Here is a 19,526-nt window from a genome sequence, read left to right as displayed (position 1 = left end):
CGCTGCCGGGTCTTGGATCGCGCATCCAGTTCTGGTCGGCGGGGCTGGCGACCAGGCTCGTCCTGCGGCGAAGGGTCGGGGTGCGAGACCGGTTCTGATTGGGCGGGATACAGCTGGACCGCCCGGGTCCGTCCTGCGGCGATGGGCCGGGGGCGCGAGGCCGGTTCTGCTTGGCCGGGAGATAGCTGGACCGGCGGGCTCGTCCTGCGGCGATGGGCCGGGGGTGCGAGACCGGTTCTGCTCGGCCGGGACACAGCTGGACCGCCCGGGTCCGTCCCGCCGCGAAGGCCCGCAACGCGAAACCGGGCGCCCCGGCCGCGAAACGGCCCGGGCGCCCGGGAGGCGAGTGCCGGAACTCAGTGGTTGAAGGCGGAGCGCGCCGCGAGGTCCGCCAGCAGCTGGCGGCCCTTCTCGGCGTTGCGCGGCTGCGCCAGCACGTCGTAGCGCTGCGCGACCAGCTGGCTCTGCGAGATGAACCCGCGCTTGTTGCGGTTCGCCGCGTAGCCCAGTGCGCCGAAGGCCACGTTGAACACGACACCCGCGGCCAGGCCGAGCACGATCGACAGCAGTCCGGCGGCCGGGTTGAGCATGCTCAGCACCAGGCCGAGGAACAGGCCGAACACCGCGCCGGACATGGCCGCGCTGCTGAGCATCCGGCTCCAGCTCATTTTGCCCGCGATGCGCTCCACCAGCATCGGCTGGACCCCGACGATGGTCACGTCGGTGACCGGGAAATCAGCGTGCGCGAGGTGGTCGACGGCCTGCTGGGCCTGCTCGTAGGACTCGTACGACCCGATCGGCCACCCGGTGGGCAGCGTCGGGAGCTGCGGCCGCGCCTGCTGCTGGCTGAACGTGGTCTGCGTGAATGCTTCAGTCATCCCTCTCACCTCTCTTGCCCGGTCCAACGCACGAGGCGGCGGATTTGGTCCCGGACGCACCGGATTCACAGTATCTTCTCAGCCGGGCAACCCGGACATAGCAGGCGCCGCACGGGTGAGGTCGGCGAAGCATCCGTTTAAAGGTCTAAAAAAATACCTTTTAGTGGATTGACCACGCCCCGGCGGCCCGGTAGGAAGAAGCCGCAAAGGACCTGATCCGAACCTTTGGGGCGATGCGATGGCGGCCAGGCGAGGAATGCTCACGCTGGAAGACCTCCGCGAACGGGTGACGGCGGGCACGATCGACACGGTGCTCGTCGCGCTCACCGACATGCAGGGGCGGCTGCAGGGCAAGCGCTGCTCGGCGGAGTACTTCCTCGAAGAGGTGGCCGGCCACGCGACCGAGGCGTGCAACTACCTGCTCGCGGTGGACGTCGACATGAACACCGTCGACGGCTACGCCATCTCGTCCTGGCAGAGCGGCTACGGCGACTTCGTGCTCCGCCCGGATTTCGCGACGCTGCGGGAGATCCCGTGGCAGGAGGGCACCGCGCTGGTGCTCGCGGACGTCGAGCGCGTGCAGGGCGGCCCGGTTTCCGTTTCGCCGCGCCAGGTGCTGCGCCGTCAGCTCGACCGGCTCGCCGAACTCGACCTGAAGGCGTACGTGGGCACCGAACTCGAGTTCATCGTGTTCGACGACTCCTACGAGTCCGCGTGGGACAAGCGCTACCACGACCTCAAACCGTCCAATCAGTACAACGTCGACTACTCCATGCTCGGCACCGCGCGCATCGAGCCGCTGCTGCGCCGGATCCGCAACGGGATGGCGGGCGCGGGCCTGTATCCGGAGTCGGCGAAGGGCGAGTGCAACCCGGGTCAGCACGAGATCGCCTTCCGTTACGCCGAAGCGCTCGCGACCTGCGACAACCACGGCATCTACAAAAACGGCGCGAAGGAGATCGCCGCGCAGGAGGGCAAGAGCCTCACGTTCATGGCGAAGTACAACGAACGCGAGGGCAACTCCTGTCACATCCACCTGAGCCTTCGCGGCAAGTCCGGCGAAGCGGTGCTTCCCGGCGACGGCGAACATGGCTTCTCGAAGCTGATGCAGCACTTCCTCGCCGGACAGCTGGCAGCGTTGCGCGAGCTGACGTACTTCTTCGCCCCGAACATCAACTCCTACAAGCGTTACGTCCCTGGCAGCTTCGCGCCGACTGCGATCGCGTGGGGCACGGACAACCGTACGTGCGCGTTGCGCGTTGTCGGGCACGGTGACGGGTTGCGCGTCGAGAACCGGGTACCTGGCGGAGACGTGAACCCGTACCTCGCTGTCGCCGCGATGGTCGCCGCGGGGCTGCACGGCATCGAGAACGAACTACCGTTGGAGCCTGAGTTCGTAGGCAACGCGTACGAGTCCGACAAGCCCACTGTGCCCGTCACGCTTGCTGAAGCGGCTCAAGTGCTCGAAGGCAGCCGTATCGCGCGAGATGCCTTCGGTGCCGATGTAGTCGACCATTACCTCAACGCCGCGCGGATCGAGCGCGAAGCGTATGAGCGAGCTGTGACCGATTGGGAGCGCATCCGTGGTTTCGAACGACTCTGACCCGCCTGTCATCGGCCTCAGCACCTATTCGGAACAGGCGAAGTTCCTGGCCTGGGACACCGAAGCGACGCTGCTGCACCGCGTGTACGCGGACTGTGTGGTGAAGGCGGGCGGGATTCCGGTGCTGTTGCCACCCGTCACCGACCAGTACGCCAGGCTCGTCGAGCGCATCGACGGTCTCGTCCTCACCGGCGGCGCGGACGTCGAACCCAGCCGTTACGGCCAGGAGCCGCACCCCGCGACGTACACGCGAGAAGAGCGCGACGCGTTCGAATTCGGCTTGTTCGCGGCGGCGCGCGCGGCCGGAAAGCCGGTGCTCGGCGTGTGCCGCGGGCTGCAGGTGATGAGCGTCGCGCTCGGCGGCACGCTCACGCAGCACCTGCCGGAAACCCTGGGCGACGCGACGCATCAGCCGGCCCCGGCGACGTTCGGCACCAGCACAGTCACCCTGGTCGACGGCACGCGGGCGGCGGCGATTCTGGGCCAGGAAACGAAAGTCCACTGTTACCACCATCAGGCGATTGACCGGCTCGGCTCCGGTTTGCTCGCCTCGGGGCACGCGGAGGACGGCACGATCGAGGCCGCGGAGCTGCCGGGGGAGTTCGTGCTCGGCGTGCAATGGCATCCGGAGCAGGACGGCGACGACGTCCGGCTGTTCGCCGCGCTGGTGAACGCCGCGCAGGAGGGGAAATGACGACGTTCGAGGTGCGCAATCCGGCGACCGCGGAAGTGGTCCGCCAGGTCGAGCTGACCAGCGAGGCGGAGACCGACGCCGCGATCGCCCGCGCGCACGCCGCGTTCCCGGCCTGGCGGGCGGTCGCCCCGGGCGACCGGGCGAGGCTGCTGCGCCGGTTCGCGGACGCGGTCGACGCCGATCTCGAACACCTCGCCCGGCTGGAGGTCGAGAACTCCGGGCACACCATCGGCAACGCTCGCTGGGAAGCGGGCAACGTGCGGGACCTGCTCGAATACTCCGCGGGCGCGCCGGAACGCTTGCTGGGCAAGCAGATTCCGGTCGACGGCGGCGTCAACGTGACCTTCCACGAGCCGCTGGGCGTCGTCGGCGTGATCGTGCCCTGGAACTTCCCGATGCCGATCGCGGGCTGGGGCTTCGCGCCGGCGCTCGCGGCGGGCAACACCGTCGTGCTCAAACCGGCCGAGCTGACCCCGCTCACCGCGCTGCGGCTGGCCGAACTCGCCCGTGAGGCGGGACTCCCGGAGGACGTCTTCCAGGTGCTGCCGGGCAAGGGATCCGTTGTCGGGCAACGGTTTGTCACGCATCCGGCGGTGCGCAAGGTCGTGTTCACCGGCTCGACCGAGGTCGGCAAGCAGGTGATGGCCGGCTGCGCGGCGCAGGTGAAGCGGGTGACGCTGGAGCTGGGCGGCAAGAACGCCAACATCGTGTTCGCCGACGCCGACGTGGAGAAAGCCGCGGCGACCGCGCCGTACGGGGTGTTCGACAACGCCGGGCAGGACTGCTGCGCGCGGTCGCTGATCCTGGTGCAGGACACCGTTTACGACCGGTTCCTCGAACTGCTGGAACCCGCGGTACAGGGCGTGGTCGTCGGCGATCCGGGCGACGAGGCGACCGAGATGGGCCCGCTGATTTCCGCGGACCACCACGCGAAAGTCTCCTCCTACGTCACCGAACAGACGCCGGTCGCCTTCCGCGGCAGCGCGCCGTCCGGGCCGGGCTACTGGTTCGCGCCGACCGTCGTGCTCCCGCCGGGCTTGGCCGATCCGCTGGCCCGCGACGAGATCTTCGGCCCGGTCGTGGCGGTGGTCCGCTTCCGCGACGAGGCTGAAGCCGTGCGGATGGCCAACGACACCGAATACGGTCTGTCCGGCTCGATCTGGACCCGCGACGTCGGCCGCGCTTTCCGGGTCGCGCGCGGCGTCGAATCCGGGAACCTGTCGGTGAATTCGCACTCCTCGGTCCGTTACTGGACGCCCTTCGGCGGTTTCAAACAGTCCGGTCTCGGCCGCGAGCTGGGCCCGGACGCGGCCGCCGCCTTCACCGAGACGAAGAACGTTTTCCTGAGCACGGAGGAATGAATGGTGCAGCGTTTTGACGGCCGCGTCGCGGTGATCACCGGCGGGGCGAGCGGCATCGGCCTCGCCACCGCCAAGCGCCTGGCGAGCGAGGGCGCGAAGGTGGTGATCGGCGACATCGCGCCGGAGCAGGGCAAGGCCGCCGCCGACGCGGTGGGCGGGGCGTTCGTCCAGGTCGACGTCACCGACGCGGACCAGGTCGAGGCCCTTTTCCAGACGACGGTCGACGAGTTCGGCGCGGTCGACGTCGCGTTCAACAACGCGGGCATCTCGCCGCCCGAGGACGATTCGATCCTCACCACGGGAATCGAAGCCTGGGAGAAGGTGCAGCGGGTCAACCTGACGTCGGTGTATCTGTGCTGCAAGGCGGTTCTGCCGCACATGCAGCGCCAGGGTCGCGGTTCGATCGTGAACACCGCGTCGTTCGTGGCCGTGCTGGGGGCCGCGACGTCGCAGATTTCCTACACCGCCTCGAAAGGCGGCGTGCTCGCCATGACGCGCGAGCTGGGCGTGCAGTTCGCGCGCGAGAACATCCGCGTCAACGCGCTGTGCCCGGGGCCGGTCAACACGCCGCTGCTGAAGGAATTGTTCGCGAAGGACCCGGAGCGGGCGGCTCGCCGTTTGGTGCACGTCCCGGTCGGCCGGTTCGCCGAACCGGAGGAGATCGCCGCCGCGGTGGCCTTCCTGGCGAGCGACGACGCCAGCTTCATCACCGCCGCGCAGTTCCTCGTCGACGGCGGCATCTCGGGCGCTTACGTGACCCCGCTGTGACTGTCCGTGAAGGAAACCGGCGCGCGAGATCGCGCCGGTTTCTGGACTGAATCGGGAGGGAGAAATCGGCTTCCCGGCGATCTCGCCGCCTCGGCGGAGCCGAGGCCATGTCACAGCCGGGCGCGGTAGACTGGCGCGTGAAGCGGCAGGTAGAGTGGCCGCACCCACAATCGCATACAGGGCCGTTCGAGCCGGAGCGGGAGAGTCCCATGTCAGCAGTGGGACACCGAAGGAGCAAACTCCCCGGAATCTCTCAGGTAACCGCTACCGCTTTTGGCGAGGCCACTCTGGAAAGCAGGCGCACCCGCGCCTCACCCAAGGTGAAAGCCGTGCCGAGCGCGCGGTGAAACTCTCAGGTGCCCATGACAGAGGGGGAGTTCCCAGTGCACCGCCGCGCCCGGTGCCCGTCCCGAGGAGCTCCCATCACCTCCACCCCCTTCGACACCCGCCACATCGGTCCCGGCGAGGCCGAGCGGGCGAAGATGCTCGCCGAATGCGGTTACGGAAGCCTGGACGCCCTCGTGGAAGCGGCGGTCCCGACCGCTATCCGCACTGCCGGTGACCTGGCGCTTCCCGCGCCCGCGTCCGAGGAAGAGGCCACCGCGGAGCTGCGTGCGCTCGCCGCGCGCAACCGGCCGATGACGCAGATGATCGGCCTCGGCTACTCCGACACCGTCACGCCCGGCGTGATCCGCCGCAACGTGCTGGAGAACCCGGCCTGGTACACCGCGTACACGCCGTACCAGCCGGAGATCTCGCAGGGCAGGCTCGAAGCGCTGCTGAACTTCCAGACCGCGGTGTCCGACCTGACCGGGCTGGCGATCGCCAACGCCTCGATGCTCGACGAGTCCACCGCGGCCGCCGAGGCGATGACGCTGATGCGCCGCGCGTCGAAGTCGAAGTCCAATGTGGTCGTTCTCGACGCCGAATGCCTTCCGCAGACCATCGAGGTCGTGCGGACGCGCGCCGCCGGTCTCGGCATCGACGTGCAGGTGCGCGACCTGCTCACCGGGCTGCCCGAGGAGTTCTTCGGCGTCATCGTGCAGTACCCGGGCGCGTCCGGCGTGCTGCGCGGCCGCGGTTTCTACCACGCGGTTTCCGAAGCGGCGAAGGCCGCGGGCGCGCTGTACACGGTCGCTGCCGACCTGCTCGCGCTCACCTTGATCGCCGCGCCCGGCGAGTTCGGCGCGGACGTCGCTGTCGGTTCCACGCAGCGCTTCGGCGTGCCGCTGGGCTACGGCGGTCCGCACGCCGGGTACATGGCGGTGCGCGCTGGTCTGGAGCGGTCGCTGCCTGGCCGTCTGGTGGGCGTGTCCGTGGACGCGGACGGCAACACTGCGTACCGCCTCGCGCTGCAGACGCGCGAGCAGCACATCCGTCGCGAGAAGGCGACCTCCAACATCTGTACCGCGCAGGTGCTGCCCGCGGTGCTCGCGGCGATGTACGCGGTCTACCACGGTCCTGAGGGACTGAAGGCGATCGCGACGCGGGTTCACGAACTCGCGGCCGGTCTCGCGAACGCGCTGCGCGCCGGTGGCGTCGAAGTCGCCCACGAAGCCTTCTTCGACACTGTCGTCGCGAAGGTGCCTGGCCGCGCCGCTGAGGTGCACGCGGCTGCACGCGAAGCTGGGATCAACCTCGGTCACATCGACGCCGACCACGTCCGCATCGCTTGCGACGAGGTCACGCGTCCCGACACGCTCGCGAAGGTGCTTCGCGCCTTCGGTGTCGACAGTGCGTGGGAAGCCGCGCAGGCGCTCCCGAACGGTCTCGCCCGCGAGAGCGGCTACCTGACGCACGAGGTGTTCAACTCGCACCGGTCCGAGACGTCGATGCTGCGTTACCTGCGCCGCCTCGCCGACCAGGACTTCGCGCTCGACCGCGGGATGATCCCGCTCGGCTCGTGCACGATGAAGCTCAACGCCACCGCCGAAATGGAACCGATCAGCTGGCGCGAGTTCGCGGGCATCCACCCGTTCGCGCCGGCCGAGGACGCCGAGGGCTACCACGAGCTGGTCCGCCAGCTGTCCGGCTGGCTGGCCGAGGTCACCGGCTACGACCAGGTGTCGCTGCAGCCGAACGCGGGCAGCCAGGGCGAACTCGCCGGGCTGCTGGCCATCCGCGCCTACCACCAGGCGAACGGCCAGCCCGAGCGCGACGTCTGCCTGATCCCGTCGTCCGCGCACGGCACCAACGCCGCGTCCGCGGTGCTCGCCGGGATGCGCGTGGTCGTGGTCAAGTGCACCGACGAGGGCAACGTCGACCTCGAAGACCTGCAGTCCAAAGTGGACCAGCACCGCGCCGACCTCGCCGCGATCATGGTCACCTACCCGTCCACGCACGGCGTCTACGAGCACGGCATCGAGCGGCTCGCCAAGATCGTGCACGACGGCGGCGGCCAGGTGTACGTCGACGGCGCGAACCTCAACGCGCTGCTGGGCCTGGCGAAGCCGGGCGAGTTCGGCGGCGACGTCTCGCACCTGAACCTGCACAAGACGTTCTGCATCCCGCACGGCGGCGGCGGTCCCGGCGTCGGCCCGGTCGCGGCGCGCGCGCACCTCGCGCCGTACCTGCCGAACCACCCGCTGCTCGCGCAGGCCGGACCGGACACCGGCGTCGGCCCGATCAGCGGCGCGCCCTACGGCTCGGCGTCGATCCTGCCGATCTCCTGGGCGTACGTGCGGATGATGGGCGCGCCCGGGCTCACCGAGGCCACCAAGGTCGCGGTGCTCGCGGCCAACTACATCGCCGCCCGGCTCGCGCCGCACTACCCGGTGCTCTACACCGGCCAGGACGGCCTGGTCGCGCACGAGTGCATCCTCGACCTGCGCGGCATCACCAAGGAAACCGGCGTGACCGTGGACGACGTCGCGAAGCGGCTCATCGACTACGGCTTCCACGCGCCGACCATGTCCTTCCCGGTCGCGGGCACGCTCATGGTCGAGCCCACCGAGAGCGAGGACCTGGCCGAGATCGACCGGTTCTGCGAGGCGATGATCGCCATCCGCCGCGAGATCGACGAGGTCGCGGCCGGCCGCTGGACCGCCGAGACCAGCCCGCTGCGCGGCGCGCCGCACACCGCTTCGTCGATCGCCGGCGAGTGGACCGCGGACTACGACCGCGAGCTGGCGGTGTACCCGTCCGGCGTGGCGCGCAAGACCAAGTACTGGCCGCCGGTGCGGCGGATCGACGGGGCGCGCGGCGACCGCAACCTCGTCTGCTCCTGCCCGCCCCTCGACGCGTACGACTCGTGAGCGGCAATCCCGGTTAGAACCGCGATCGCCACTCACGACAACGAAAGGCTTCCCGTGACGGAAACCCCCCTGCACCAGGTCCACCAGGATCTCGGCGCGCTGTTCACCGATTTCGCCGGCTGGTCGATGCCGGTGCGCTACGCCAGCGAACTGGCCGAGCACAAGGCCGTGCGCGAGGCGGCCGGGCTGTTCGACCTGTCGCACATGGCCGAGATCCACGTCCGCGGCCCGCAGGCCGCCGACGTGCTCGACTACGCGCTGGTCGGCAACCTGTCCGGCGTGAAACCGGGCCGCGCCCGCTACACGATGATCTGCGACGCCGACGGCGGCGTGCTGGACGACCTGGTCGTCTATCGGCGCGCCGACGAGGAGTACCTGGTCGTGGCCAACGCGGGCAACGCCACCGTGGTCGCGGACGCGCTGGCCGAGCGGGTCGCCGGCTTCGACGCGACGGTGGAGAACCGGTCCGCGGACACCGCGCTGATCGCGGTGCAGGGCCCGAAGGCGGTCGACGTGCTCGCCGCGGTGACCGACGCCGACCTCGGCGCGCTGAAGTACTACGCGAGCGTGCCCGCCGTCGTGAAGGGCCACGAGGTCCTGCTGGCCCGCACCGGCTACACCGGCGAGGACGGCTTCGAGCTGTTCGTTGCCGCCGCCGAGGCTCCGGCGTTGTGGCGGCTGCTGACCGAGGCGGGTCAGGAGCACGGCCTGGTCCCGTGCGGGCTCGCCTGCCGCGACACGCTGCGGCTGGAAGCCGGAATGCCGTTGTACGGCAACGAACTCAGCCGCGAGCTGAACCCGTTCGCGGCTGGTCTCGGCCGGGTCGTGAAGTTCGAGAAGCCGGGCGACTTCGTGGGCCGCGCGGCCCTGGAGGAGCTGAAGAAGGCCGACGTCCCGCGCGTGCGGGTCGGCCTGCGCGGCACCGGCCGCCGCGCCCCGCGGCACGGGTACGCCGTGCTGTCCGGGGATGCCACTATCGGGGAGATCACCAGCGGCGCGCTGTCGCCGACGCTGGGCTACCCGATCGCCATGGCGTATGTAGACCGGGAGCACGCCGAGCCCGGCACCGCGCTGTCCGTCGACATCCGGGGCCGCGTCGAGCCGGTCGAGGTCGTCGCCCTGCCCTTCTACTCCCGAGCCTGAGAGGCCCCCGAACGATGAGCACCATCCCCCAGAACCTGTCCTACACCAAGGAACACGAGTGGCTGTCGGTCAACGACGGCGTCGCGACGGTGGGCATCACCGCGTTCGCGGCCGGCTCGCTCGGCGACATCGTGTTCGTGCAGCTGCCCGGCGTCGGCGACACGGTCACCGCCGGCGAGGTGTTCGGCGAGGTCGAGTCGACGAAATCGGTCAGCGAGCTGTACTCGCCGGTCAGCGGCGAGGTGGTGGCGGTGAACGAGACCACATCGGACACCCCCGAGGTCATCAACTCCGACCCCTACACCGAAGGATGGCTGCTGCAGGTGCGGCTCTCGGGCGACGTCCCGGAGCTGCTCGACGCGTCCGCGTACGCCGAGCTGACCCAGGAGAACTGATGACCGCCCCGTTCGACGCCCATCTGTCCGAAGTGGACCCCGAGGTCGCCGCCGCGGTGGCCGCGGAGCTGGACCGCCAGCAGTCGACGCTCGAGATGATCGCCTCGGAGAACTTCGCGCCGGTCGGCGTGCTCGAGGCGCAGGGCTCGGTGCTGACCAACAAGTACGCCGAGGGCTACCCGGGCCGCCGCTACTACGGCGGCTGCGAGCACGTCGACGTCGTCGAGCAGCTCGCGATCGACCGGGCCAAGGCGCTGTTCGGCGCGGAGCACGCGAACGTGCAGCCGCACTCGGGCGCGCAGGCGAACGCGGCGGCGATGTTCGCGGTGCTGAAGCCGGGCGACACGATCCTCGGCCTCGACCTCGCGCACGGCGGCCACCTGACGCACGGGATGAAGATCAACTTCTCCGGCAAGCTGTACAACGTGGTCGCCTACCACGTCGACAAGGAGACCGGGATCGTCGACGTCGCCGAGATCGAGCGGCTGGCGGTCGAGCACAAGCCGAAGCTGATCGTGGCCGGCTGGTCGGCCTACCCGCGCCAGCTCGACTTCGCCGAGTTCCGCCGGATCGCCGACCTGGTCGACGCCAAGCTGATGGTCGACATGGCGCACTTCGCCGGCCTCGTGGCCGCCGGGCTGCACCCGTCGCCGGTGCCGCACGCGGACATCGTCACGACCACCACGCACAAGACCCTCGGCGGCCCGCGCGGCGGGCTGATCCTGTGCCGCCAGGAACTGGCGAAGAAGATCAACTCGGCGGTGTTCCCCGGCCAGCAGGGCGGTCCGCTGGAGCACGTCATCGCGGCCAAGGCGGTGGCGCTGAAGATCGCCGCGACCGACGGGTTCCGCGAGCGCCAGGAGCGCACCCTGGAAGGCGCGAAGATCCTCGCCGACCGGCTGTCGCGCACCGACTGCGCCGAGGCGGGCGTCCGCGTCCTCACCGGCGGCACCGACGTGCACCTGGTGCTGGTCGACCTGGTGAACTCCCAGCTCAACGGGCAGGAGGCGGAGGACCGGCTGCACTCGGTCGGGATCACTGTCAACCGCAACGCGGTGCCCTTCGACCCGCGTCCGCCGATGGTCACCTCGGGCCTGCGGATCGGCACCCCGGCGCTGGCCACCCGCGGTTTCGGCGCCGACGACTTCGCCGAGGTCGCCGACATCATCGCCGAGACCCTGAAACCGGACTTCGACGAGGCCGCCCAGCAGGCGCTGCGGGGCCGCGTGGAGCTGCTGGCCAAGAAGCACCCGCTGTACGCGGACCTGAACCGATGAGCGCGCAGCCCGAGGGGCGGAAGTTGTTGCGGCTTGAGGTGCGCAACAGCGAGACGCCGATCGAGAAGAAGCCGTCGTGGATCAAGACGCGGGTGCGGATGGGTCCGGAGTTCACCGAACTCAAGGGTCTGGTGCGCCGCGAAGGTCTCCACACCGTCTGTGAGGAGGCGGGTTGTCCCAACATTTACGAGTGTTGGGAGGACCGGGAGGCGACGTTCCTGATCGGTGGTGACCAGTGCACGCGGCGGTGTGATTTCTGTCAGATCGACACCGGGAAGCCTGCTGAGCTGGACCGGACGGAGCCGCGGAAGGTCGCCGAGAGCGTGCAGGCGATGGGTTTGCGGTATTCGACGATCACCGGTGTGGCCCGGGATGACCTCGCCGACGGCGGTGCGTGGCTGTATGCGGAGACGGTGCGGCAGATCCACGCGTTGAACCCGGGCACGGGTGTGGAGCTGTTGATTCCGGATTTCAATGCGGAGCCGGAGCAGTTGGCGGAGGTGTTCGGGTCGCGTCCGGAGGTGTTGGCGCACAACGTGGAGACGGTGCCGCGGATTTTCAAGCGGATCCGTCCCGGGTTCCGGTACGCGCGGTCGTTGGATGTGATCACGCAGGCTCGGGCGGCGGGGTTGGTGACGAAGTCGAACCTGATCCTGGGCATGGGCGAGACCCCCGAGGAGGTCGGGGTCGCCTTGCAGGACCTCTACGACGCCGGGTGCGAGATCATCACGATCACCCAGTACCTGCGCCCGTCGCCGCGGCATCACCCGGTCGACCGGTGGGTCAAACCGGAAGAGTTCGTGGAGCACGCGAAAACCGCTGAGGCGATCGGGTTCCCGGGTGTGATGGCGGGGCCACTGGTGCGGTCGTCCTACCGCGCGGGCCGGTTGTACGCGCAGACCAAGGCCCACCGGGGCGAGGAATTGCCGGAGAACCTCGCCCACCTGACCGCCGAAGGACCGGCGGCGCAAGAAGCCAGCAGCGTGCTGGCGAGGAACTAAGAGAAGGGGCGGATCAATGGCGATCAGCGTCTTCGACCTGTTTTCGATCGGCATCGGGCCGTCGAGTTCGCACACGGTCGGCCCGATGCGGGCGGCCAAGACCTTTGTGGACGGTCTGGTCGAGGACGGCGTGCTGGACACGGTCGCGCGGGTGCAGGCCGAGCTGTTCGGCTCCCTCGGCGCGACCGGATTCGGGCACGGCAGCGACAAGGCGGTGCTGCTCGGGCTTTCCGGCGAGCGGCCGGAGGAAATCGACACCGACACGGTGCCCGCCAAGGTCGCGGCGATCCGGGAGTCCGGGCGGCTGACGGTCGGCGGGACGCATTCGGTCGCGTTCTCCGAGGACACCGACCTGACGATGCACCGGCGGAAATCCCTGCCCGCGCATCCGAACGGAATGGTGTTCCGGGCCTTCGCCGCGGACGGTTCGCTGCTGCGGGAACGGACGTACTACTCCGTCGGCGGCGGTTTCGTCCGCGACCAGTCGTACGAGACCGACCCGGTTTTCGTGGAGGATTCCACGCCGGTGCCGTACCCGTTCCGTACCGGGGCGGACCTGCTGAAGCATTGCGCGGACACCGGCCTGCCGATCAGCGAGATCATGCTGCGGAACGAGCTTTCCTGGCGCAGCCGCGAGGAAATTCGGGACGGCTTGCTGCGGATCTGGCAGGTGATGGCCGAGTGCGTGCGGAACGGGTACACGCACGAGGGCGTGCTGCCTGGCGGGTTGAAGGTGCCGCGGCGTGCCAAGTCGTTGCACGACAAGCTGCTCGCTGAAGACGGCGCGGACGACCCGTTGTACGCCATGGACTGGGTCAGCCTGTACGCGCTCGCAGTCAACGAGGAAAACGCCGCGGGCGGGCGCGTGGTCACTGCTCCCACCAACGGCGCGGCGGGGATCATTCCGGCGGTTTTGCATTACTACCAACGGTTTGTGCGCGGATCTTCGGACGACGGCATCGTCACGTTCCTGCTCACTGCCGGCGCGATCGGCTCGATCCTCAAGCAGACCGGCTCGATCTCGGGCGCCGAGGTCGGCTGCCAGGGCGAGGTCGGTTCGGCGTCGGCGATGGCGGCTGCCGGACTGACCGAAGTGCTGGGCGGATCGCCCGCGCAGGTCGAGAACGCGGCCGAGATCGGGGTCGAGCACCACCTCGGCTTGACGTGCGACCCGGTGGGCGGGCTGGTGCAGATCCCGTGCATCGAACGCAACGCCGTCGGTGCGTCGAAGGCGATCCACGCCGCACGGATGGCGATGCGCGGCGACGGAAGCCACGTGGTGACGCTGGACAAGGCGATCAAGACCATGCGCGAAACCGGCGCGGACATGTCGGTGAAGTACAAGGAAACCGCGCGCGGCGGGTTGGCCGTGAACGTCATCGAGTGCTGATTTTCGTTCCGGGAAGGGCTTTTCGAGGGAATCAGATTCCTTCGAGGAGCCCTTCCCGGCGTTTCGGGGCCGCGAGCCGCAAGCCCAGTTCGATGAGCCACCAGCCGAACCGTTGCCGGACGGGCGCGCGAGTCGTCGGCGAATAGCGGACGCCCGCGACGGCGCGCAGTTCGTCTTGCCGGGCCGCGGCGTATTCGGGCAGGAACGGGTGCATCAGGATTCCCCCTCGGACGTGGTTTCGGCGGCGGAGCGCGGGAACGCCGCCCAGTGCGTGATCACCGACTCGTCGCCGGGGCGGGCCGGGCGGCGGTAGCGCTCGATCACGGCCCCGAGTTCTTCGGCCATCTGCCGGGTTTCGTCGGCCGTGAGAGTCAGCATGGTGCTGCTGAGCGTCGCGCTGTCGCGCCATTCGTCAGCCCAGCGCGGCAGTTCGGCGACGAACCGGGACTGTTCGCGATAGCGCTGGTCCACGTGGTGGTGCAGGAAGGCCATGAGCGAGCCGGCCATCTCCGGGTGATGCACGAAGTCCGCCGCGCTCGTCCGGGTCGAATCCTGCGCCGCCTTCCACCAGCGTTCGCGCTTCGAGCCCCGGCCGGAGTCCTCCACGACCAACCCGGTTTCGGCGAGTTGCCGCAGGTGCCACGACGTGGTGCCGGAGCTTTCCCCGACGCGCTTGGCCAGCCCGGTCGCGGTGGCCGGGCCGTCGAGGGTCAGCAGGTCGAGCAGTTCCATCCGCAGCGGATGCGCCAGGGCGCGCAGGGTTTGCGCGTCGATCTGGCGAGTGCGGCGTTCGTCGGGCATGTCTCGTACCCTAGACCACAGAGAACTCTTTGCAAAGAATTCTCTGCAATCAGGGAGCATAGAATCGGACAGGTGGAGTCGACCTCGGTGGTGAGCGCGAACGCGGCCCTGTTCCGGCCGGTGCGGGCCGGGAACGCCTTCGAGGAGACCGTCGAGCGGCTGTTGCAGGCGATCCGGCTCGGGGTGGTCGGCGCGGGGGACCGGTTGCCCTCCGAGCGCGAGCTGGCCGAACGGCTCGGCGTGAGCCGGGTGACGCTGCGGGAGGCGATTCGCGCGCTGGCCGACGCCGGGTACGTCGAGTCGCGGCGCGGGCGGTACGGCGGCACGTTCGTGAACGAGAACCTGCCGGAGCCCGCGGAACGCGCGACCGGCGAGGTGGACGCGGCCGGGCTGGAAGACGCGCTGTGCCTGCGGCATGTGCTGGAAACCGGCGCCGCGGAGGCGGCCGCGGCGCGGACGTTGAGCCCGGCCGACCGCCAGCATCTCACCGGCACGCTCGCGGAAGCGTCGGCGGCCAGCCTCGCCGACTACCGGCGCAAGGATTCCCGGCTGCACCTGGCGATCGCCGAGGTGACCGCGTCCGCGTCGCTGACCAGCACGGTCGCCGACGCGCGGACCCGGGTCAACCAGCTGCTCGACCGGATCCCGCTGCTCGAACCCAATCTGGAGCATTCGAACGCGCAGCACGAGGCGATCGTCGACGCGATCCTGGCCGGCGATCCGGTGGCCGCGCGGCAGGCGATGGCCGAACACGTCGAGGGCACGGCGTCGTTGCTGCGCGCCTTCCTCTCGTGAGCAATTCACCGGGTCGACAGAACCTTGTCACTGGTTCAGTCGTCCTTCAATCGTGGAGTCAGCCTCGGAGAGTGACCAATCCGCTGGTACCCGTCGCCGGTGGCGCCGTATCCGCAGGGGTGCTTATTACCTGACCGGGTTCGCGATCGGCGTGCCTCTGATCGCCTTCTGGATCGCCTACCTGCTGATGGACGTCCGCAGCCCGCGGGACGTGCTCGCCTCGCTCGGCAAGACGGTCACGCTGAAGTACGCCGACGGCAGCGAGCTGGTGCGCGTCGTGCCCCCGGGCGGCGACCGGCGGTTCGTGCCGTTCGACCAGATCCCGCAGAAGCTGCGGGACGCGATCGTCGCCACCGAGGACCCGACGTTCTGGGCCAACTCCGGCTTCGACCCGACCGGGATCGGCCGCGCGTTCCTGACCGGCGTCGGCGGCGGGTCCGGGATCACCCAGCAGTACATCAAGAAATCGACCGGCGACGAGGATTCGACGCTCTGGCGGAAAATGCAGGAGCTCGTGCTCGCCACGAAGATCACCCAGGAACAGAGCAAGGAACAGATCTTCGAAAGCTACGTCAACATCATCTCTTTCGGCCGCAACACTTTCGGCCCGGCCGCGGCGATGAACGCGTACTTCGGCCGTCCGCTCGACAACACCATCACCTGGAGCGAAGCCGCTTTCCTGGCCGGGATGATCCAGTCTCCGTCGGTGCACGATCCGGCGGTTTCCGGGGACGAGCACGCGGCTAAGCGCTGGCGGTATGTGCGGGACAAGCTGGTCGAGCGCGGTTATCTGAAGAATGCCGACGGCATGGCTTATCCGGGCGCGGAGATCAAACCGCCCGCGGAGACGCGGGTGAGCCTGAGCTACGACCAGTACCATCTCAAACAGCGGGTGCTCACCGAACTGGAGACGGCCGGGTTCTCGCTTTCCCGCTTGCAGCAAGGAAATCTCACCGTTCAGACCACTCTGGACCCAGGCTTGCAGACCGCCGCGCACGCCGCGCTGAGCGACCGGTTGAAGGGTGAGCCAGCGGAGTTCCGCGGCGCACTGGTGGCCGTCGACCCGACGAACGGTGCGGTGCGCGCGTACGACGGCGGCAACAACGGCGTCCGGGATTATGCGGCAACCGGCCATCCGCTGGGCTCGGCGTTCTACCCGTTCACCGCGGCGGCCGGGCTGAAGAACGGGATGTCGCTGGACGAGAAAGTAGCTGCTCCCAAAGAGATTCTGTACCTCGGCGAGAAGTTCGACTATCCGCCGAAATGCCCGCAGCCCTGCACCTTGCGCAGTGCGCTGGCCTCGGGCGCGGACACGCCGTTCATCACGGTCTCCAAGAAGGTCGGCGTCGACGAAGTGAGCGCGGCGGCCCGTTCGGCGGGAATTCCGGACGAGGTGGACGGCACGCCGACGATGCGCGAACAGGACGGCGCCACGATTGGCTCGGGCATCGTCGTCGGCCGGTACCCAATGCGCCCGCTCGACGTCGCCGGGGCGTACGCGACCTACGCCGCCAACGGAATGCGCGCGCCGGTGCATTTGGTGGACAAGGTGCTCGACCGGTCCGGGAAAGTCGTGTGGCAGCACGAAAGCGAGCCGGTCTCGGCGGTTCCGGAGAAGGTCGCACAGGACGTGACTTCCGTGCTGAGGACGACCCTGCCGGACGGCCGCCCGGCGGCTCTGCGCACGGGCGAGTTCGAACGCGGCAACTCGCGAGACAACCAGGACGCCTGGGCAGTCGGCTACACACCCCAACTGGCAACGGCGGTGTGGCTCGGTTCTGACGACAACCGAAAGCTGCTCGACGCGGACGGCAAGAAGGTGACCGGTTCGTCGGCGCCGGCGAACGTGTGGCGGTCCTTCATGGCCCGCCGGTGAATCAAGCCGCCCGGCGGCTGACCTTCGGAATCACCATCGGGCTCCCGCTCTCCGGGCACTCCATCACCCGGCACGGCAGCTCGAAGATCCGCTCCACGTTCTCCGCCGTCACGACCTCCTCCGGCGTCCCGGTGGCCAGCACCTTCCCGTCGCGCATCGCGATCAGGTGGGTCGCGTACCGGGCCGCGTGGTTGAGGTCGTGCAGCACCGCGACCAGCGTGCGGCCCTGTTCGCTGTGCAGCGTCGCGCAGAGGTCCAGGATGTCGAGCTGGTGCGCGATGTCCAGGTACGTCGTGGGCTCGTCGAGCAGCAGCAGGTCGGTCTGCTGGGCCAGCGCCATCGCCATCCAGACGCGCTGGCGCTGCCCGCCGGACAGCTCGTCCACCATCCGCTCGGCGAGGTCGTCGACGCCGGTCGCGCGCATCGCGTCGGCGACTACCATCGCGTCCTCTCGGGACCATTGGCGCAGCAGTTTCTGGTGCGGGTACCGGCCGCGTGCGACGAGGTCGGACACGGTGATCCCGTCCGGCGCGATCGAGCTTTGCGGCAGCAGGCCGAGCCTCCGCGCGACCTCCTTCGCGCCGTAGCTGGAGATCACCTCGCCGTCGAGGTAGACCGAGCCCGCGCGCGGCTTCAGCATCCGGGCGAGCGCGCGCAGCAGCGTCGTCTTGCCGCAGGCGTTGGGGCCGACGATGACCGTGAACGACTTGTCCGGGATGACCACGCCGAGCCGTTCGGCGACCGTGCGGCCGTCGTAGGCCAGCGTCAGGTTCTCGGCGTGCAGTCGGGTGCCTTCGCTCGTCAGTGCCACACAGGTAAGGCTAACCTAGTGACCCCCGTTCGGGGAGTTCCGTGGGTCGCATTAGCGAACAGTGACCGGCCGGTGCCATGATGCGTCCGGGAGAATCCCGGCAGAGCGAGGGTGGGATGGACGACTACCGCGTCGTCGCGGACGAACTCGCCGCCGACATCGAAGCCGGCCGGCTGCGGCCCGGCGACCGGCTGCCGCCGCAGCGCCGCTTCGCACGCGACCGCGGCATCGCCGGCTCCACCGCGGCCCGGGTGTACGGCGAACTCGTCCGCCGCGGCCTGGCGATCGGCGAGGTCGGCCGGGGCACCTTCGTGCGCGCGGCGAAGCCCGGCCCCGAACCGGCGCTGTCCGAACCTGGCGACGCGCGGGTCGACCTCGAGCTCAACTTCGCCGTGCTGCCAAGCCAATCGGCCAAACTGGCGCGAGCGCTCGAACCCGTGCTGCGCGCGGACGTCTTCACCGACGCCCTGCACCCGCTCGGCGCGGCGGGCACCAAAGCGGTCCGCGAGGCAGCGGTCGCGATGCTCGCTCGCGGGTCGTGGACGCCGGATCCGGACTCGGTGCTAGTCGCCGGAAACGGACGGCAGGGCATCGCCGCCGCGCTCGCCGCGTTCGTGCCGACCGGCGAACGGCTGGCGGTCGAATCCCTGACCTATCCGGTGGTCAAAGCCGCGGCGACCCGGCTGGGCATCGAACTGGTGCCGATCGAAACCGACGCGCACGGCCTGGTCCCGGCCGCGCTCGCGGCGAGCGCTCCGGTGCGCGCGCTGTACGTCCAGCCGACCCTGCACAACCCGCTCGGCACCACGATGCCGCCGCAGCGCCGCGCCGAACTGGCCGAGACCGTCCGCAGGCTGGACCTGCCGGTGGTCGAGGACGGCATCTACACGTTTCTCCGCCCGGACACCGAACCGCTCGCCGCGCTGATGCCGGAGCGGACGGTTTTCGTGGACAGCCTGTCGAAACGCGTAGCGCCCGGGCTCACCGCCGGATTCCTCGTGGTGCCGCCGCAGTGGGTCCCGCGACTGGCGAGCGCGATCCGATCGGGCGGCTGGGCGGCGTCCCGATTCTCCGTGGAGGCGGCGCGGCGGTGGATCACTGGTGGCGTGCTGGCGGAGGTCGAAGCGGCGAAGCGCGCCGACGCCGGGGTGCGGGCAAGGATCGTCGCGGAACGTTTGGCGGGATTCCAGGTGTACGGCGACGCCTCGGCTTATCACCGGTGGTGGGTGCTGCCGGAGCAGTGGCGGGCCGAGACCTTCGTGGCCGCCGCCGCCCGCCGGGGGATCGCGTTGTCCCCGGCGGCGGCGTTTTCGGTGGTGCCGGGACACGCGCCGAACGCGGTGCGGATCGCGGTGTCCGCGCCTTCGGAGGAGACGTTGGCGAGCGCGCTGGACGTGCTGGCCGAGTTGGCGAGCGAGTCACCGGACGACCTGCTGGTGGACTCGTGAGTGGTGATCCCGGTTAGAACCGGCATGAACA

Annotated in this window: 17 protein-coding genes and 1 riboswitch; of the genes, 13 read left to right on the top strand and 4 right to left on the bottom strand. The window is 69.5% G+C overall.

The features are described 5' to 3' along the window. Window positions 1-356 precede the first annotated feature (356 nt). Entirely contained in the window at window positions 357-878 is a 522-nt protein-coding gene (locus F9C12_RS14750; protein WP_409182538.1) for a general stress protein, read from the bottom strand. Between the two features lie 238 nt (window positions 879-1,116). On the opposite strand from F9C12_RS14750, the gene F9C12_RS14745 reads away from it, so the two are divergent. From F9C12_RS14745 to F9C12_RS14700, 10 genes are all read left to right on the top strand, one after another. Then, entirely contained in the window at window positions 1,117-2,481 is a 1,365-nt protein-coding gene (locus F9C12_RS14745; protein WP_409466243.1) for a glutamine synthetase family protein, read from the top strand. Beyond that, complete coding sequence (locus F9C12_RS14740) at window positions 2,462-3,175, top strand: gamma-glutamyl-gamma-aminobutyrate hydrolase family protein (protein ID WP_409466242.1); 714 nt, start codon at window positions 2,462-2,464, stop codon at window positions 3,173-3,175. Before F9C12_RS14745 ends, F9C12_RS14740 begins: the two co-directional genes overlap by 20 nt. Beyond that, window positions 3,172-4,536 (top strand): aldehyde dehydrogenase family protein, encoded by a 1,365-nt coding sequence (locus tag F9C12_RS14735; protein ID WP_409182535.1) that lies wholly within the window; start codon window positions 3,172-3,174, stop codon window positions 4,534-4,536. Before F9C12_RS14740 ends, F9C12_RS14735 begins: the two co-directional genes overlap by 4 nt. Continuing rightward, on the top strand, window positions 4,537-5,304 hold the full coding sequence (locus F9C12_RS14730) for a 3-oxoacyl-ACP reductase (protein WP_409182534.1): 768 nt from the start codon (window positions 4,537-4,539) through the stop codon (window positions 5,302-5,304). 277 nt (window positions 5,305-5,581) lie between these two features. Beyond that, window positions 5,582-5,683: riboswitch (glycine riboswitch) on the top strand. Further along, entirely contained in the window at window positions 5,667-8,558 is a 2,892-nt protein-coding gene (gene gcvP / locus F9C12_RS14725; RefSeq protein WP_409466241.1) for an aminomethyl-transferring glycine dehydrogenase, read from the top strand. Its footprint overlaps the riboswitch before it by 17 nt. A gap of 54 nt (window positions 8,559-8,612) precedes the next feature. After that, on the top strand, window positions 8,613-9,701 hold the full coding sequence (gene gcvT, locus F9C12_RS14720; RefSeq protein WP_409466240.1) for a glycine cleavage system aminomethyltransferase GcvT: 1,089 nt from the start codon (window positions 8,613-8,615) through the stop codon (window positions 9,699-9,701). Between the two features lie 14 nt (window positions 9,702-9,715). Next, entirely contained in the window at window positions 9,716-10,096 is a 381-nt protein-coding gene (gene gcvH / locus F9C12_RS14715; protein WP_409182531.1) for a glycine cleavage system protein GcvH, read from the top strand. Then, window positions 10,096-11,373, top strand: coding sequence for a serine hydroxymethyltransferase (gene glyA / locus F9C12_RS14710; protein WP_409466239.1), 1,278 nt, complete (start codon window positions 10,096-10,098; stop codon window positions 11,371-11,373). Before gcvH ends, glyA begins: the two co-directional genes overlap by 1 nt. Further along, window positions 11,370-12,374, top strand: a complete 1,005-nt coding sequence (gene lipA / locus F9C12_RS14705; RefSeq protein WP_409466238.1) for a lipoyl synthase — start codon at window positions 11,370-11,372, stop codon at window positions 12,372-12,374. The genes glyA and lipA overlap by 4 nt, the downstream gene beginning before the upstream one ends. Before the next feature lie 16 nt (window positions 12,375-12,390). Then, window positions 12,391-13,764: an L-serine ammonia-lyase gene (locus F9C12_RS14700; protein ID WP_409466237.1), complete on the top strand. Its 1,374-nt coding sequence runs from the start codon at window positions 12,391-12,393 to the stop codon at window positions 13,762-13,764. A 31-nt stretch (window positions 13,765-13,795) separates the two neighbouring features. Here the strand turns inward: F9C12_RS14700 and F9C12_RS14695 are convergent, their stop codons facing one another. After that, the gene (locus tag F9C12_RS14695; protein ID WP_409182527.1) at window positions 13,796-13,978 is read right to left on the bottom strand and encodes a hypothetical protein; all 183 of its coding nucleotides are present in this window, start codon (window positions 13,976-13,978) and stop codon (window positions 13,796-13,798) included. Continuing rightward, window positions 13,978-14,565 (bottom strand): winged helix-turn-helix domain-containing protein, encoded by a 588-nt coding sequence (locus tag F9C12_RS14690; RefSeq protein ID WP_409466236.1) that lies wholly within the window; start codon window positions 14,563-14,565, stop codon window positions 13,978-13,980. The genes F9C12_RS14695 and F9C12_RS14690 overlap by 1 nt, the downstream gene beginning before the upstream one ends. Before the next feature lie 72 nt (window positions 14,566-14,637). On the opposite strand from F9C12_RS14690, the gene F9C12_RS14685 reads away from it, so the two are divergent. Then, window positions 14,638-15,360 carry a FadR/GntR family transcriptional regulator gene (locus F9C12_RS14685; RefSeq protein ID WP_409182525.1) on the top strand — a complete coding sequence of 241 codons (723 nt, stop codon included), beginning with the start codon at window positions 14,638-14,640 and terminating at the stop codon, window positions 15,358-15,360. 151 nt (window positions 15,361-15,511) lie between these two features. Continuing rightward, the gene (locus tag F9C12_RS14680; RefSeq protein WP_409466235.1) at window positions 15,512-17,236 is read left to right on the top strand and encodes a transglycosylase domain-containing protein; all 1,725 of its coding nucleotides are present in this window, start codon (window positions 15,512-15,514) and stop codon (window positions 17,234-17,236) included. 1 nt (window position 17,237) lies between these two features. Here F9C12_RS14680 and F9C12_RS14675 read toward each other — a convergent pair whose 3' ends face one another. Next, complete coding sequence (locus tag F9C12_RS14675; protein WP_409182523.1) at window positions 17,238-18,047, bottom strand: ABC transporter ATP-binding protein; 810 nt, start codon at window positions 18,045-18,047, stop codon at window positions 17,238-17,240. 116 nt (window positions 18,048-18,163) lie between these two features. Between F9C12_RS14675 and F9C12_RS14670 the strand changes: the two genes are divergently transcribed. Further along, the gene (locus F9C12_RS14670; RefSeq protein WP_409466234.1) at window positions 18,164-19,495 is read left to right on the top strand and encodes a PLP-dependent aminotransferase family protein; all 1,332 of its coding nucleotides are present in this window, start codon (window positions 18,164-18,166) and stop codon (window positions 19,493-19,495) included. The last annotated feature ends 31 nt before the right edge of the window (window positions 19,496-19,526 follow it).

The sequence above is a fragment of the Amycolatopsis sp. GA6-003 genome (assembly GCF_046267895.1).
Classification (GTDB): domain Bacteria; phylum Actinomycetota; class Actinomycetes; order Mycobacteriales; family Pseudonocardiaceae; genus Amycolatopsis.
The sequence above is the reverse complement of the archived record's forward strand: the minus strand, read 5'-3'. Positions and strand labels throughout refer to the sequence as shown.

What these genes read in the sequence shown, in the direction of transcription:
- F9C12_RS14750 (WP_409182538.1), bottom strand. Translation starts at nt 878, where the DNA reads ATGACTGAAGCATTCACGCAGACCACGTTCAGCCAGCAGCAGGCGCGG.
- F9C12_RS14745 (WP_409466243.1), top strand. Translation starts at nt 1,117, where the DNA reads ATGGCGGCCAGGCGAGGAATGCTCACGCTGGAAGACCTCCGCGAACGG.
- F9C12_RS14735 (WP_409182535.1), top strand. Translation starts at nt 3,172, where the DNA reads ATGACGACGTTCGAGGTGCGCAATCCGGCGACCGCGGAAGTGGTCCGC.
- F9C12_RS14730 (WP_409182534.1), top strand. Translation starts at nt 4,537, where the DNA reads ATGGTGCAGCGTTTTGACGGCCGCGTCGCGGTGATCACCGGCGGGGCG.
- gcvP (WP_409466241.1), top strand. Translation starts at nt 5,667, where the DNA reads ATGACAGAGGGGGAGTTCCCAGTGCACCGCCGCGCCCGGTGCCCGTCC.
- gcvH (WP_409182531.1), top strand. Translation starts at nt 9,716, where the DNA reads ATGAGCACCATCCCCCAGAACCTGTCCTACACCAAGGAACACGAGTGG.
- glyA (WP_409466239.1), top strand. Translation starts at nt 10,096, where the DNA reads ATGACCGCCCCGTTCGACGCCCATCTGTCCGAAGTGGACCCCGAGGTC.
- lipA (WP_409466238.1), top strand. Translation starts at nt 11,370, where the DNA reads ATGAGCGCGCAGCCCGAGGGGCGGAAGTTGTTGCGGCTTGAGGTGCGC.
- F9C12_RS14700 (WP_409466237.1), top strand. Translation starts at nt 12,391, where the DNA reads ATGGCGATCAGCGTCTTCGACCTGTTTTCGATCGGCATCGGGCCGTCG.
- F9C12_RS14695 (WP_409182527.1), bottom strand. Translation starts at nt 13,978, where the DNA reads ATGCACCCGTTCCTGCCCGAATACGCCGCGGCCCGGCAAGACGAACTG.
- F9C12_RS14690 (WP_409466236.1), bottom strand. Translation starts at nt 14,565, where the DNA reads ATGCCCGACGAACGCCGCACTCGCCAGATCGACGCGCAAACCCTGCGC.
- F9C12_RS14670 (WP_409466234.1), top strand. Translation starts at nt 18,164, where the DNA reads ATGGACGACTACCGCGTCGTCGCGGACGAACTCGCCGCCGACATCGAA.